Source organism: Flavobacterium plurextorum (genome assembly GCF_002217395.1).
Classification (GTDB): Bacteria; Bacteroidota; Bacteroidia; order Flavobacteriales; family Flavobacteriaceae; genus Flavobacterium; species Flavobacterium plurextorum.
The window spans coordinates 234,914-251,735 of the sequence record NZ_MUHD01000003.1 but is presented as its reverse complement, the minus strand read 5'-3'; the positions used below and the strand labels follow the sequence as shown (position 1 = coordinate 251,735).

Below are 16,822 nucleotides of genomic sequence, written 5' to 3'. Positions count from 1 at the left end.
TGGCAAAGAAAAAAAATCAGCTGAATCTGCCAAATGTGCGAGAGTAAAATTTTCCCCGCAGATTTAGCAGATCAAGCAGATAAAAGAATAGTTAGAAAAATTTCACGCAGATTTAAAATGATTTAAGCAGATTTTTATTTTAAATAATAGCAGAAAAAGAATCTGCATTGATCAGCTAAAATCTGCGTGAAACAAAAAACATAAAGAATGATTACTTTACAAAACATAAAAACCAACATCATCACTACAACCACAATTCTTTTGGCTTGTACCGCTGTAAATGCACAGAACGACACTGTACGTTATGTTGGAAAAACACTTTCAAACATAGATTATCATCACGGGCAGTTAAGTCCTGCAGTTGGAGTTCACGCTACACAAATTATGCGTGCAAGTCGTGAACATCCCGAGAAATCTGATGGTTTTGGATGGACGTACAATCACCAGCCGACAATGGCGTATTGGAATGATACTTTTTATCTGCAATATTTAAGTGATCCTGCAGGAGAACATATTCCGCCGAGCCAGACTTTTATTATGACTTCAAAAGATGGTGTAAGCTGGAAAATGCCAAAAGTAATTTTTCCAATATATCATATTCCTGACGGATGGAAAAAAGATGGTGTTGAAGGCGTTGCCAAAAATCTAGATGCCATTATGCACCAAAGAATGGGTTTTTACACTTCAAAAGACAAGAGACTTTTTGCTTTGGCCTATTATGGAATCGCGATGGATGAAAAAGACGATCCAAATGACGGAAAAGGAATTGGACGTGTAATCCGTGAAATCAAGAAAGATGGAAGTTTTGGTGAAATCTATTTCATCAGATACAATAAATCTTGGGATAAATCGAAATCGGCTTTCCCATTTTATACACAGGCAAAAGATAAAGGTTTGAAAAAAGCCTGCGAAGAAATTTTATCCGATCCTTTAATTCTACAGCAATGGGTTGAAGAAGCTGATCGCGATGATGAATTAATTCCGTTGAAAAAGCCTTATAAAGCTTTAAGTTCTTACCATTTACCAAACGGAAATGTAGTTGGTTTATGGAAACACGCTTTAACTTCGATTAGTAAAGACGGTGGAAAATCTTGGGATTATATGCCAGTTCGTGCTCCTGGTTTTGTAAACAGCAATGCTAAAATCTGGGGACAAAAAACATCAGATAATCGTTATGCAACAGTTTATAATCCATCCGAATATCGCTGGCCATTGGCAATTTCAACAAGTGATGACGGGTTGAATTACAAAGATTTATTATTAGTTCACGGAGAAATTAGTCCGATGCGATATGGCGGAAACTATAAATCAGCAGGTCCTCAATATGTCCGCGGAATCTCCGAAGGTGACGGAACTCCGCCTGATGGAAAACTTTGGGTTAGTTACAGTGTAAACAAAGAAGATATTTGGGTCGCGTCGATTCCAGTTCCAGTTACAAGTATTGTTACTGAAAATACAAATGACATTTTTAATGATCTTCCAGACGGACAAGAATTAAAATTTTGGAATACTTACGATTTGTCTTGGGCGTCAACCAAAATCGAAAAGAAAGCCGATGGTAAAAAATGGCTGACATTAAGAGATCAGGATTATTTTGATTATTCCCGCGCAGAACGTGTTATTCCGTTTGCAGAAAAAATGGAAGTAACTTTTACCGTAAAACCAGAACAAAACAATCACGGTTTATTACAGGTTGAATTTCAAAATAAACAAGGATTGCCAGCGGTAAGACTAACTTTTGATTCGGATGGTCAATTGAAAGTAAAGAATGGTGCTCGTTCTAATACAATTGCCAAATACGAAGCAGGAAAGGAATATAAAGTAAATGTAAAACTGAACGTTAAAACCCGTTCGTACACCATAAAAGTAAACGACGAAAAAGAATCAACGAGAATTTTTTATGCGCCAGTAGATGGTTTTGAGCGAATTATGTTCCGTACAGGCGAACAGCGATATTCTCCAAATCCTGACACAGCGCCAGACACAGACGATTATGATGATTTACCTCAAACCGGAAAATTAATACCAGAAGCAGTATTCAATATTAAGTCGTTGATAACTAAAAAGGTGTAAAATATATTGCGACTAATTACACGAATTGTCACGAATTATTTTTGATAATTATTGATTTAAAAATTAGTGAAATTGGTTTAATTCGTGGCGAAACAAAATAGAACGCAGATGAAACAGATTCGCTATCGCTAAAACGCAGATTTGAATGGATTTCATTTTAAGCAAATAAAAAAATCCCTTTTATCCGTGTCTTTACGAAGTAAATCAGTTTAATCAGTGTTCAAATTTTAAAGTAAGAAATGAAGCATTTAAAAAATATAGTATTAGCAATTGGTTTCTTAGTCACTTTCATTTCGAATGGACAAATTCTGCCTATACGCTTAACAACAGAAATGGCTGAAAACCCATTAGCGGTAGTTCAAAATCAGCCGAGATTAAGCTGGCAGTTGGTTTCAAAAGAATCTAATGCATCACAAATTGGTTACATTATTTTGGTTGCTTCTTCTGAAGAAAAACTGCAAAATGACGAAGGTGATATTTGGAACAGCGGAAGAGTAAATTCTAATAAAAATCTTCAAATTACCTATAATGGAAATCCATTAAAAAATGAAACCAAGTATTTCTGGAAAGTTAAAGTCTGGAATCAAACAGGTAAAATTTCTAAATGGAGTAAAACAGCAGCTTTTAGAACAGCTTCGTTAGAATCAGATTTAAATCCGATTTGGATTGGCGCGATTACAAAAGCCGACAGTCATTTACCTGAAGGAAGAAATTACCACACAGCGACTTTCAACAGAGAAAAAAAGAACTCGATTATCAATGCTTCAGATTCATTATCACGCAGAAGTATTATGCTGCGTAAACCTTTCGAAGTAAAAAAAGAAATCAAAGAAGCGGTTGTTTATATTTCAGGATTAGGACATTACGAATTAACGATTAACAATAAAAAAGTTGGAAACAGCGAATTTGCGCCATTGTGGACAGATTATGATAAATCGGTTAATTATAATGTTTACGAGTTAAACGCTAAAGAATTTGAAAAAGGAGAAAACGTAATTGGTGTATTTTTAGGCAACGGAATGTACAATACACTTGCAGAAAGATATACCAAATTCTTTGTGAGTTTTGGTCCGCCGACTTTGTTTTTTAAAATGAAAATTACGTATAAAGACGGTTCAGAAGAAATTATAAAATCTGATGAAACTTGGAAATATAGTAAAAGTCCGATTACATATAACAGCATTTTTGGTGGTGAAGATTACAATGCTAATTTAGAACAAAAAGGTTGGAATACTAAAGGTTTTAAAGATTCTGATTGGAAAAAAGTTGTTGTTCAGGAAGCACCAAAAGGAGTTTTAAGACCACAAACAGCACCGCCAATTACGATTCAGAAACAATATGAAATTAAGACGGTTAAAGAGCTGAAACCAAATTTCTATGTTTTTGATATGGGGCAGAATCTTTCTGGATTTCCAACAATTAAAGTAAAAGGAAAAAAAGGACAAACGATTCGTGTTTGGGTTGCCGAAGGATTAAATGAAGAAGGAACAATTGCTCAAGGAAGATCTGGAAAACCATATTATTACGATTACACATTAAAAGGCAAAGACACAGAAGAATGGACACCAAAATTTAGTTTCTACGGTTATCAATATGTTCAGATTGAAAATGTTAATTACAAAGAAACTAAAAATGCAGAGTTCCCAACTTTGATCGATTTAAAATCGAATTTCATTTACAATTCGGCAGGAGAAGCAGGAAGTTTTGAGTGTTCAAATGAAATCTTCAATAAAACGCACGAATTGATTAACAACTCGATAAAAAGTAATTTTCAAAGTGTTTTTACCGATTGTCCGCAGCGTGAAAAACTGGGCTGGCTAGAAGAAGTTCACTTAAACGGTCCGGGTTTAATGTTCAATTATAATCTGGAAAATTATATTCCGGCGATGATGCAGAACATTTCAGATTCACAGCGCGACAATGGTTTAATTCCGACAATTGTTCCCGAATACGTGGTTTTTGGAGGTGATTTTACCGATTCTCCAGAATGGGGTGTAACAGGAGTAATTCTGCCTTGGATGTATTATGAATATTACGGAGATGCTTCATTATTAGAAAAATATTTTCCTGTGATGAAAAAGTATGTCGATTATTTAGGAACAAAAGCCACGAATCATATTGTTTCTCACGGATTGGGTGATTGGTACGATTACGGAACGCATCCAGCGGGATATTCTAAGAATAGTCCAATTGCGCTTTCGGCAACTTCGCATTATTATTATGGAGCTTATTTAGTGGCTAAAGCATCAAAATTATTAGGCAAATCCGAAGATTTTGAGAAATACAACACACTTGCTTCTGAGATTAAAACGGCTTTCAACAAGGAATTTTTCAACGAAGAAACAAAACAATACGGAACAAACAGTCAGTTTAGCAACTCCGTTCCGATTTTTATGAATATTGTCGAACCGCAATATAAAGAAGCTGTAATGCAAAATTTACTAGCTGATATTAAAGCAAAAGGTGATCGTTTGACAACTGGAGATGTTGGAAATCGTTATTTGTTTCAAGCTTTGGCAAGAAATGGAGAAAATGAGACGATGTACAAAATGCACAATCATTATGATGCGCCAGGTTATGGTTTTCAGATTAAATTTGGTTTAACCACTTTAACAGAGCAATGGGATCCGAGAAAAGGAAATTCATGGAACCATTTTATGTTAGGTCAGATAGAAGAATGGTTTTACCAAAGCTTAGCCGGAATTATGTCTGATCCTGAGAAACCGGGATTTAAACATTTCTTTATTCAGCCGGAAGTGGTTGGCGATATGACTTTCGCGAAAGCAGATTATCAATCGATTTATGGAAAAATTGTTTCGTCTTGGGAAAAGAAAGACGGTAAATTTATTTTGAATGTTCAAATTCCGGTAAATACAACTGCAACAATTAAACTTCCTGTTTCTAAAAGCTCGGAAATAAGAATTGATAATAAAAAGATTAGGATAGGTTTTGATGAAAAAGTGCAAAAGCCAGTTTTAGAATTGGGATCTGGAGTTTATACAATAGAATGCAAAATATAATTGAACGCGGATGACACGCATTTACTTCGTAAAGACACGGATTTAAACGGAACTTTTTTGGATTATTAAATAAAAAAATCCGTTTAAATCAGCGTTTTCGCGATAGCGAATCTGTTTCATAGCGTACCAATCACAATAAGATTAAAATGAAAAACATAAAATACATCTTCTTAGTTTCCATTTTTGCTTTGACATTTGCAAATGCACAAAGTACTTCGGATACTAATTTTAGGAAACCAGTTTCTGAAACAGTGAAGAAAATAGAAACCGCTTTTAATGTTACAATTAATGACGATCGAGGTTTGCTAAAAGGAAAAGAACTGGATTATGCGGACTGGAGAATTGAGTCTGGAAACCTAGCACTTTCGTTAACTAATATTTTAGCACCATTCGAATTGATGTATTTTAAACAGCCGGATGGAACTTATATCATTAGAAAATATGAAAACCATAAAGTTTCAGTTGATAAAGGAAAAGAACGTCTATTTTACCTAGAAAATCTTTATTCGACTAAAGAAGAATGGGAAAAACGTAAAACGGAGTTAAAAGCTTGTATGATAACTTCATTTGGATTAGAAAAAGCTCCCCCAATGCCACAATCTAAACCACTTTTAACTCCAAAAAGAATTTATAAAGATTACAGCGTAGAAAATATTGCCTTAGAAATTCTGCCAGGTGTTTATGCAACAGGATCTATTTACAAACCGTATCCGTTAAATAAAAAAGCAGCTGTTATTTTAACTCCTGACGGGCATTTTGGAGACGGAAGATATAGAAAAGACGAACAATATCGTTGTGCGATGATGGCAAAAATGGGTGCAATTGTCGTGGGCTATGATTTATTTGCATGGGGAGAATCGTTATTGCAGTTTCCAGAAGAAACACATAGAAACAGTATTGCATCGACAGTTCAGGTTTTAACTGGAATTCGTTTTCTGGATTATTTAGCAACAGTAAAAAATGCCGATATGTCTAGAGTTGGTGTTACTGGTGGTTCTGGCGGAGGTTCGCATACGATGTTTTTAGCTGCAATTGACGATCGAGTGAAAGTTTCGGCTCCAGTTGTAATGGTTTCTTCTCATTTCTCAGGCGGTTGTCCGTGCGAAAGCGGGCGTGGAATTCATCTTTGTGGAAACGGAACAAACAACGCCGAAATCTCAGCAATGATGGCTCCAAAACCGCAATTGATTGTTTCTGATGGAAAAGACTGGACTCTGGCAGTTCCAGAATTAGAATTTCCTTTTATTCAGAGAACGTATGAATTGTACGGAAAGAAAGATTTAGTTGAAAATGCTCATTTTGCGAAAGAAGGACATGATTTCGGAATTTCGAAACGTATGGCTTTGTATCCGTTTATGGCGAGATATTTAAACTTAGATTTGAATAAAGTAAAGAACGAAAAAGGTGAAATCGACGAATCGACTTGTGTGATTGAACCTTATGACAAATTATATGTTTTTGGCAACAAAGCCGAAAATCTGCCGAAAAACGCTTTGAAAGACATTAATAAATTATATGAAATGTTCGGAGAAAAAAATCTGAAAGTGTACGAGGTAAAAAAATAGAGAAACAGCCACGAATTCACGAATTATTTTTTAATCTGTGGCAAAACAAATTAGAGAAAATTCGTGAATTCGTGGCGAAAAAAAATATACTATGAATGAAGTAAGAAATAAAAAAGTTGCCACAGATTAAAGGATTTCCACTGATTAAAAAAATCTGCTGAATCTGCTAAATCTGCGGGAAAATTTTACTCTCGCAGATTTAGCAGATTATGGAGATAAAAAATCTTTTTAATCTTTTTAATCTGTGGCAAAACAAATTAAAGCAAACATAAAAAAAGAAATTAGTGCCAATTCGTGTAATTCGTAGCAAGAAAAATATAGAGATGAGATTAAAAATTAAAATAGCAACGATTTGTTTTGGGATTTTTTCCTTGACAGCAACAGCACAAAGTGACCTAAAATTATGGTACGATAAACCAGCTGCAATCTGGAACGAAGCATTGCCTTTGGGAAATGGTCGTTTGGGCGCGATGGTTTTTGGTGATCCGGCAGTGGAACGTTTACAATTGAATGAAGAAACGATTTGGGCAGGTTCTCCAAACAGCAATGCACATTCAAAATCGATAGAGGCTTTGCCAAAAGTAAGACAACTTATTTTTGACGGAAAGTTTGATGAAGCACAAGATTTGGCTACCAAAGATATTATGTCGCAAACCAATGACGGAATGCCGTATCAGACTTTTGGAAGTGTTTATATTTCATTCGCAGGACATCAAAAATATACCGATTATTATCGTGATTTAGATATCAGCAATGCTGCAGCAAAAGTAAAATACAAGGTAAATGGTGTTGAATTTACAAGAGAAATTCTAACAGCATTTTCAGATCAGGTAATTGTTGTAAAACTTTCCGCAAGTCAGCCAGGACAGATTACTTGTAATGTTTTCATGAACAGCCCAATTGATAAAACAGTAGCTTCGACAGAAGGAAAACAGATTATACTGTCAGGTTTAGGAACTAATTTTGAAGGCGTAAAAGGAAAAGTAAAATTTCAAGGAAGATTAAGTGCAAAAAATAAAGGAGGAGAAATTGATGCCAGCAATGGAGTTTTAAGCATCAACAAAGCTGATGAAGTAACATTGTACATTTCGATTGCAACTAATTTTAAAAATTATCAGGATATATCAGGTGATGAGATTGCGAAAAGTAAAGACTATTTGGCTAAAGCCGAAGTAAAAGATTTTGAAACGATAAAAAAAGCTCATGTTGATTATTATCAAAAATTCTTCAATAGAGTTTCTTTTAGTTTAGGCTCAAATGATTTGGTTAAGAAACCAACAAACGAAAGAATCAGGGATTTTTCGAAACAGTTTGATCCGCAGTTGGCTGCTTTATATTTCCAATTTGGACGCTATCTTTTAATTTCTAGTTCACAGCCGGGCGGACAACCAGCAAATTTACAAGGAATTTGGAACGATATGGTTACTCCGCCTTGGGACAGTAAATACACAACAAATATCAATGCCGAAATGAATTATTGGCCGGCACAGGTAACCAATCTGCAGGAAATGCATGAACCGTTTGTACAAATGGCGAAAGAATTAGCCGTGACAGGCGCAGAAACAGCCAGAATGATGTACAATGCAAATGGATGGGTTTTACACCACAATACCGATATTTGGCGTGTTACCGCTCCGGTAGATTCTGCTGCTTCGGGAATGTGGCCTACTGGCGGTGCTTGGGTTTGTCAGGATTTATGGGAAAGGTATTTATATACAGGTGATAAAAAATATCTAGCAGAAATTTATCCAATTATGAAAGGCGCTGCAGATTTCTTTCTTGATTTTATGGTTATTGATCCTAACACAAAATATTTAGTGGTTGCTCCATCAAGTTCTCCTGAAAACACGCACGCTGGCGGAACGGGAAAAGCAACAATTGCCTCAGGAACGACAATGGATAATCAATTGATTTTTGATTTGTTTACGCATGTTATTGAAGCTTCGGCTTTGGTTTCACCAGATGCGGCTTATGTGAAAAAAGTGAGTGATGCTTTGGCAAAAATGCCTCCAATGAAAATTGGGAAATATAATCAGCTGCAGGAATGGCAGGACGATTGGGATAATCCGAAAGACAATCATAGACACGTTTCGCATTTGTATGGATTGTACCCGAGTAATCAGATTTCGGCAATTAAAACACCTGAATTGTTTGAAGCAGCAAAACAATCTTTGATTTATAGAACAGACGAATCTACAGGTTGGTCAATGGGATGGAAAGTAAATTTATGGGCGAGATTATTAGACGGAAATCATGCTTATAAATTGATTCAGGATCAACTGCATTTAGTAACAGCAGATCAAAGAAAGGGCGGAGGAACATATCCAAATATGCTGGATGCACATCAGCCTTTTCAAATTGATGGTAATTTTGGATGCACAGCTGGTTTTGCCGAAATGTTGATGCAGAGTCAGGAAGATGCGATTCATTTATTGCCGGCTTTACCAAGTGTTTGGAAAGATGGAAATATTAAAGGTTTGGTTGCCAGAGGCGGATTTGTAATCGACATGACTTGGAAAAATAATAAAGTTTCGGAATTGAAAATCTATTCGAAAATAGGAGGGAATTGTAGATTGAAAGTTGAGAATACGCTGAAAGGTTCTTCAATTAAAAAAGCAAAAGGGAAGAATCCAAATCCGTTGTTTTATGATGTGGAAGTAAAGAAACCGATTATTTCTAAAGAAGCAAAATTGCCTAAAGTAGAATTGCCTAATTATAATATTTATGATGTGAATATGAAAGCGGGACAGACGTATACTTTTACGGGGAATTAAAAATGTTTAAAACCATATAAGTGATTTAAGAAAATATAATAGCACGCAATATTTGTTATTTCTCTCCCGAAGCTTCGGGATCGAAATGACAAGCTTGTGAAACAAGAATATTAAACCTACAAGCTTTTGGAAACCTTGCAGGAGTAGTAAACCTTAAAAGAGTGAGAAAACGTAAAGGTCTCTCGCGTGAGTGATGGAAGTGGAGCTCTTTTTTTGTGAGGCTTCTGCCGAATAAAAAAAAGCGGGAACGGACAGCACGACCCAGAGGGACACGCCCAAATAATTAGTTTTAAAATAATAATTTAGAATATGTTACAACATTTCAAACATAAAATAATAACACTTTCGATAGTAATTGCTTGTATAAACAGTGGTTGTAAATCGACTGCGGAATATTCTCAAAAAGGAAAATCAGTTATTTTAAAAGAAAAAAACTTCAAACATTATGTTGATTATTTCAACACGATGGAAGATGAGAACTTAAAATTTGCGATTCCTAATGATTCTGCTTGGACTTGGATGGAAAAGAATATTCCGTTGTTTGAATGTCCACAGCAAAATTTTGAGGAAATTTATTATTTCCGTTGGTGGAGCGTTCGTAAACATATCAAAAAAACACCTCAGGGATTTGCGATTACAGAATTTTTGGTAGATCGTTCGTATGCCGATAAATACAATATGATTAGTTGTGCTTTAGGGCATCATATAAACGAATTCAGATGGGTTCATGATCCGCAGTATATCGAGCAGGATGTAAAAATTTGGTATCGTGGAAATGATGGAAAACCGATGAACAAATTGTATAAATTCAGCAGTTGGACAGCGGATGCTTTATACAATCGTTATTTGGTGAATAAGGATGAAAAATTCTTATTGGATTTGTATCCAGACATGGTTACAGATTATGCCGTCTGGGAGAAAGAACGTCAACGTAAGGACGGTTTGTTTTGGCAGCATGATGTAAAAGATGGAATGGAAGAATCTTTAAGCGGCGGACGAAAAGTGCAAAATGCAAGACCAACGATTAATAGTTATATGTATGGAAATGCCACAGCGATTTCTAAAATGGCTGCCATAAAAGGCGATAAGGAAGCGGAAGCAAAATTTAAAGCTAAAGCTGATGTTTTGCAACAACTGATTGAAACCAAATTATGGAATCCAAAAAGTGAATTCTTTGAAACTTTGACAGAAAAAGATACATTAGCACAAGTTAGAGAGGCTATAGGATTTATTCCGTGGTATTTTAATCTTCCTGAAAAAGGAAAAGGTTTTGAGAAAGCTTGGGAGCAGATTAAGGATGAAAAAGGATTTTCGGCACCATTTGGTTTAACAACGGCAGAACGAAGAAGTCCGAGATTTAGAACGCACGGAACAGGAACCTGCGAATGGGACGGCGCGATTTGGCCTTTTGCAAGTTCGCAGACATTAACAGCTTTAGCCAATGTTTTGAATAATTACAATCAGAATTATGTTGCCAAAAACGATTATTTCAAGCAAATGAATTTGTATGTAGAATCACAATATTACCGCGGAAGACCTTATCTTGGTGAATATCTAGACGAAACTACAGGTTATTGGTTAATGGGCGACAGAGAAAGAAGTCGTTATTATAACCACTCGACTTTTAATGATTTAATGATTACCGGTTTGGTTGGTTTGCGTCCAAGAACAGATGAAAAGATAGAAGTGAATCCTTTAATTCCGCAGGAAAAATGGGATTGGTTTTGTTTAGACAATGTTTTATACCACGGAAATATTATTACGATTCTTTGGGATAAAACCGGAGAAAAATATAAAAAGGGTAAAGGTTTCAGAATCTTTAAAAACGGAAAGGAAATTGCAGTTTCTGATAAATTGGAACGAGTGATTTCGGAGTAAAAATGGGACACAGATGACGCGGATTAAAAACGGATTAAAACGGATTTTTTTCTTTTTGTCATTTCCATAAAGAAGGACGGATTGAAATCCATCCCTACAAAATTAATCGTTCCGATGGAACTTTTAGGCGTTGTGAAATTCCAGAGGAATGAATTATACTGTAGCAACGGATTTTAATCCGTTGGGAACGTGAAGTTATCGTAAGTAAAGTTTTTGGATGCTTCGGAGAAGCATAATATTTATAGCAAAATATACACCCAAATGATAAAAAGCTCCGGCGGAGCGATACCTATAGAAAATTATGTCGCCCCGCTGGGGCTTAATGAAATTACCATTATAATATCTATAAATATATCGTCCCTCTGGGACTTAAAATAAAATTATGAAAAAGTTTTTTTTACATCTAACATTATTCCTTTCACTTTTCACAATTTCGGCGAAAGCCCAAAACAAAATAAGTGTTGTGGATTTAAAGTGCGAAATGCTGACCAATCCAGAAGGAATCGATGTTTTACAGCCAAGATTGAGCTGGAAAATAAAAGCAAACGTAAATGATGTAAAACAAACTGCTTATCAAATTTTAGCATCTTCGTCTTTAGAAAAACTAAATGCAGGAAATGCAGATTTATGGGACAGCGGAAAGGTTCAAAGCGATGAATCTGTAAATGTGATTTATAATGGGAAAAAACTAAAAGACAGACAAGATGTTTACTGGAAAGTAATTGTTTTTACCAATAAAGGCGACGTAAAATCGGCAGAAACAGCACACTTCAGCATTGGGATTTTAACGTATGCGGATTGGAAATCGACACGCTGGATTGGATATGAAAAAACGTCTCCTGGAGATAGTATTTCGCAGTATTCTAGATTATCTGCGCGTTATCTGCGAAAAGAAATCGACTTGAAAAAGAAAGTCAAAAGCGCCAAAGTTTATATCTTAGGAATGGGGTTGTACGAACTTTACATTAACGGAAGTAAAATTGGCGATCAGGTTTTGGCTCCCGTTCCAACGGATTATACGAAAAATGTAAAATACAATGTTTTTGATGTGACTTCACAATTGCAGGAAGGTAAAAATGCATTGGGAACTATTTTAGGAAACGGACGTTTTTTTACGATGCGTCAGGATTACAAACCTTATAAAATTAAGACTTTTGGATATCCAAAAATGGCTTTACAGTTGTTTGTTGAATATGCAGACGGAAGTAAAGAAGTTATTCGCACAGACGAAACTTGGAAAATTACTACCGATGGACCAATTTTATCGAACAACGAATACGACGGCGAAGAATATGATGCCCGTAAAGAAATGAAAGGCTGGAATACTATAAATTTTAATGATAAAAAGTGGCTTTCGGCAGAATATGTTCAGGAACCGGGCGGATTCTATGAAGGACAGATGTCGGCGAATATGAAAATTAAACGGGAAGTAAAACCGATTTCTATAAAACAGACACCAAAAGGAACATATATTTTAGATATGGGACAAAATATGGTAGGCTGGTTACAATTGAAAGTAAAAGGAAATTCAGGGGATAAAATCACGATGAAATTTGCCGAATCTTTGCAATCTGATGGTTCGTTGTATATTGCCAATCTGCGTGATGCCAAAACCACTGATATTTATATTTTAAAAGGTGAAGGCGAAGAAGTTTGGGAACCTCGTTTTATTTATCACGGTTTTAGATTTGTTGAAATTTCAGGTTTTAAAACAAAACCAAGTTTAGAAAATTTTGCTGGAAAAGTCGTTTACGATGACATTGCAACTACAGGAACTTTTGATTCTTCGAATCCGATTATGAATCAGATTTTTCAGAATGCTTGGTGGGGAATCAGCGGGAATTATAAAGGAATGCCAATTGATTGTCCGCAGAGAAATGAACGTCAGCCTTGGTTAGGAGATAGAACGACGGGAGCTTACGGTGAAAGTTTCTTATTTGATAATCAGACTTTATACGCTAAATGGTTAGATGATATTAAAAATGCACAAACTATCGACGGCGGAATTCCGGATGTAGCGCCTGCTTTCTGGCGTTATTATGGTGATAATGTAACGTGGCCGGGAACGTATATTACGGTTGCTGATATGTTGTATCAACAGTTTGGAGATAAAAAAGTAGTGGAAAAACAATATCCGTCTATGAAAAAATGGATGGATTATATGGAAGAAAACTATTTGGATAACGATATCATGACCAAAGATAAATATGGAGATTGGTGCGTTCCGCCAGAATCTTTAGAATTGATTCGTTCGAAAGATCCTTCTCGTTTGACAGATGGAGAATTGATTTCGAGTGCTTTTTATTATCAGCTTTTAAATATCATGAAGAAGTTTGCTGTGATTGCAAATGCTGAAAAAGATATTAAACATTATGATGAATTAGCTTTAAGAATCAAGAAAGCATTCAATGCAAAATATTTTAATACAGCAAAAAACAATTACGCCAACAATACGGTAACTGCTAATTTATTGCCGTTGACTTTTGGAATGGTTCCAGAAGGATTTGAGCAAAAAGTTTTTGAAAGTTTGGTTCATGAAGTTGAAGTAACTAAAAACGGTCATGTCAGCACAGGCGTTATCGGAACTCAGTTTTTAATGCGTACGCTGACTAATTTCGGTCGTGGAGATTTAGCTTTTAAACTGGCATCTAATAAAACTTATCCAAGCTGGGGTTATATGGTCGAGAACGGTGCAACAACCATTTGGGAACTTTGGAATGGTAATACTGCCGATCCAGCAATGAATTCACAAAACCATGTGATGCTTTTAGGCGATTTATTGATTTGGTATTACGAAAATATGGCCGGAATCAAAAGTAATCCTGAAACTCCGGGTTTCAAACAAATCGTTATGAAACCAGATTTTAATGCGGGATTGACTTATGTAAACGCTTCTTACGAATCGATTTACGGAACAATTAAAAGTGATTGGAAAAAAGATAAAAAAGCTTTGGTTTGGAGTATTACTATTCCAGCAAATACTTCTGCAATAGTTTATCTGCCAACAACTACTGTTTCGGCTGTTTCTGTCAATAAACAACAGTTAGATAAAACTTCATATTTGTATAAAACTGAAAAAAGTAATCTAGCTGTTACACTTTCTTCAGGAACATATCTTTTAAACGTTAAATAAACTGCATTTTTAATAATTCGGGACAGTACAGGATACATTGTTAATTTTTTAGTGTTATTTTTACACTTAATAAATATTTTCACCTAAAAAAATGTTAGGTATGTATTTATAATCGAAAATTTTAATTCATAATAAAATTGAGAATGAAAATAACAAAATTAGCATTTGTATTGTTTGGACTTTTCCTTTTAGGAAGTTGTAAATCGGCTTTAGAAAAAAAGACTTGGAAAGAAGGTATTTTAGTAGATGAATTTATTTATGATAAAGCACCTTATCCGTCTTGCCACGCAGTTACAATTGTTGAAGCTACAAATGGTGATTTAGTTTCATCTTGGTTTGGAGGAACTCACGAGAGAAATCCTGATGTTTGTATTTATGTAAGCATAAAACCTAAAGGAAGCGATAAATGGAGCGAAGGCGTTAAAGTAGCTGATGGAGTAATGAAAGAAGGACCAAGATTACCAACTTGGAATCCTGTTTTGTATCAAATTCCGGGTGGTGATTTAATGCTTTTCTATAAAATCGGACCAAAACCATCAGAATGGTGGGGCGTAATCAGAACTTCATCTGATGGCGGGAAAACATGGTCTGAGGCGAAAAAAATGCCTGATGGTTTCTTAGGACCAATCAAAAACAAACCAGTTTTATTAAGCAACGGAACTCTATTATGTCCGTCAAGTATCGAAGGCGATGGATGGAGACTTCGTATGGAATCTACTCCAGATTTTGGAAAAACTTGGGTTATGGGAGATACACTTTCAAGAGGGAAACAAAAAATTAATGCCATTCAACCAAGTATTTTATTTCATAAAGACGGAAGTATTCAGGCTATTGGCAGAACTAGAAATAGAGCTGTTTTTAGCACATTCTCAAAAGATAACGGAAAAACTTGGTCGGATGTGGAGTTAATAGGACTTCCAAATAACAACTCAGGAACAGATGCAGTAACGCTAAAAGATGGCAGACATTTATTAGTTTACAATCATGTTCTACCTCCAGGAACTGAAGCAAAAGGACCAAGAACACCATTGAATGTTTCGGTTTCGAAAGACGGAATCAATTGGAATGCAGCTTTAGTTTTAGAAGATTCAAAAATCAGCCAGTATTCTTATCCGTCAATGATTCAGAGTTCTGACGGAATGGTTCATATCGTTTACACTTGGAGAAGAGAAAAACTGAAATATGTAAAAATCGATCCAAGTAAACTGGTTGCGCTTCCTATCAAAAAAGGAATCTGGCCGGGAGACGAAGGTAAAGAGGTGAAAGCAGTAAAAGCTGAGGAAGAATAATAAAGATATTGCCACAGATTAAAATGATTAAAATGATTTTTTAATTTTAGTTAATCTCTAAAATTTGCTCAATCTACGAGAGTAAAAATTTTTCCCGCAGATCTGGCAGATTTGGCAGATTTTTTTATCTATTTAATCCTTTTATCCCGATAGTTATCGGGAGTGAGCAAAAAAATAAACAATATGAAATCAATTTTTATTCAAAAAAAAATAATTGTTGCACTGTTAGTTGTTATGTCAACAGCGTTCAACAGCTGTGCAACGGCTCAGTCTTCCAATAAAAAGCAAAAATATAAAGTTGCGGTTTGTGACTGGATGATTTTAAAAAGACAAAAATTAGGTTCTTTTGGTTTAGCTTCAGAAATAAAAGCTGACGGAATTGAGCTTGATATGGGAGGTTTAGGAAACCGTCCAACTTTTGACAGCAAATTGGGTGATCCTGTAGAAAGACAAAAGTTTTTAGATAAATCGAAAGAAACTGGAGTTGGAATTAGTTCTATTGCCATGTCTGGATTTTATGCACAGTCTTTCGCAACAAGAGAAATTACGCCAATGATTACAGATTGTATCAAGGCAATGAAAGATATGAACGTAAAAGTGGCATATCTTCCATTAGGAACTCAAACGGATTTGGTTAAAAATCCTGAACTGCGTCCTGAAGTGATTAAAAGGCTGCAATGGGCAGGAAAAGAAGTTGGAAAAATTGGCGGTGTTATTGCGATTGAAACTTCTTTGAGCGCGACTGAAGAGAAAAAACTGTTAGAAGATGTTGGTTCGAAATATATAAAAAGCTCTTTCAATTTTGCCAATGCAGTTGATAACGGCAGAGATATTTCATCAGAATTAAAAATCTTAGGAAAGAAATATTTAGCACAAATTCACGCTTCAAATACGGATCAATTTTGGTTGGAAAATGACAAAGCGATCGACATGCCAAAAATCAAACAAACGCTGGATGAAATGAAATGGAGCGGATGGCTGATTGTAGAACGTTCTCGCGATGTAACACAAGTACATAATGTAAAAGCCAATTATGGCGCTAATGTGGCGTATTTGAAAAAGATTTTCCAGAATTAAAATAAAAATCTGC

The 16,822-nt window shown here is 35.4% G+C and carries 8 protein-coding genes; all 8 read left to right on the top strand.

Annotation, left to right across the window (positions count from 1 at the left end; translation table 11 throughout):
- Nucleotides 1-207 precede the first annotated feature (207 nt).
- Entirely contained in the window at nucleotides 208-2,073 is a 1,866-nt protein-coding gene (locus B0A81_RS01955) for a six-hairpin glycosidase (protein ID WP_089056446.1), read from the top strand.
- A gap of 239 nt (nucleotides 2,074-2,312) precedes the next feature.
- On the top strand, nucleotides 2,313-5,093 hold the full coding sequence (locus B0A81_RS01950; protein ID WP_089056445.1) for a glycoside hydrolase family 78 protein: 2,781 nt from the start codon (nucleotides 2,313-2,315) through the stop codon (nucleotides 5,091-5,093).
- Nucleotides 5,094-5,239: 146 nt separating this feature from the next.
- Nucleotides 5,240-6,658, top strand: a complete 1,419-nt coding sequence (locus B0A81_RS01945; protein WP_089056444.1) for an acetylxylan esterase — start codon at nucleotides 5,240-5,242, stop codon at nucleotides 6,656-6,658.
- A gap of 323 nt (nucleotides 6,659-6,981) precedes the next feature.
- Entirely contained in the window at nucleotides 6,982-9,432 is a 2,451-nt protein-coding gene (locus tag B0A81_RS01940) for a glycoside hydrolase family 95 protein (RefSeq protein WP_089056443.1), read from the top strand.
- A 309-nt stretch (nucleotides 9,433-9,741) separates the two neighbouring features.
- A complete protein-coding gene (locus tag B0A81_RS01935) occupies nucleotides 9,742-11,310 on the top strand; it encodes an MGH1-like glycoside hydrolase domain-containing protein (protein ID WP_089056442.1) in 1,569 nt (522 codons plus the stop codon).
- 382 nt (nucleotides 11,311-11,692) lie between these two features.
- A complete protein-coding gene (locus B0A81_RS01930; protein ID WP_089056441.1) occupies nucleotides 11,693-14,443 on the top strand; it encodes a glycoside hydrolase family 78 protein in 2,751 nt (916 codons plus the stop codon).
- 143 nt (nucleotides 14,444-14,586) lie between these two features.
- Nucleotides 14,587-15,732 (top strand): sialidase family protein, encoded by a 1,146-nt coding sequence (locus B0A81_RS01925; protein WP_089056440.1) that lies wholly within the window; start codon nucleotides 14,587-14,589, stop codon nucleotides 15,730-15,732.
- Nucleotides 15,733-15,915: 183 nt separating this feature from the next.
- Nucleotides 15,916-16,809, top strand: coding sequence for a sugar phosphate isomerase/epimerase family protein (locus B0A81_RS01920; RefSeq protein ID WP_089056439.1), 894 nt, complete (start codon nucleotides 15,916-15,918; stop codon nucleotides 16,807-16,809).
- Nucleotides 16,810-16,822: the final 13 nt, after the last annotated feature.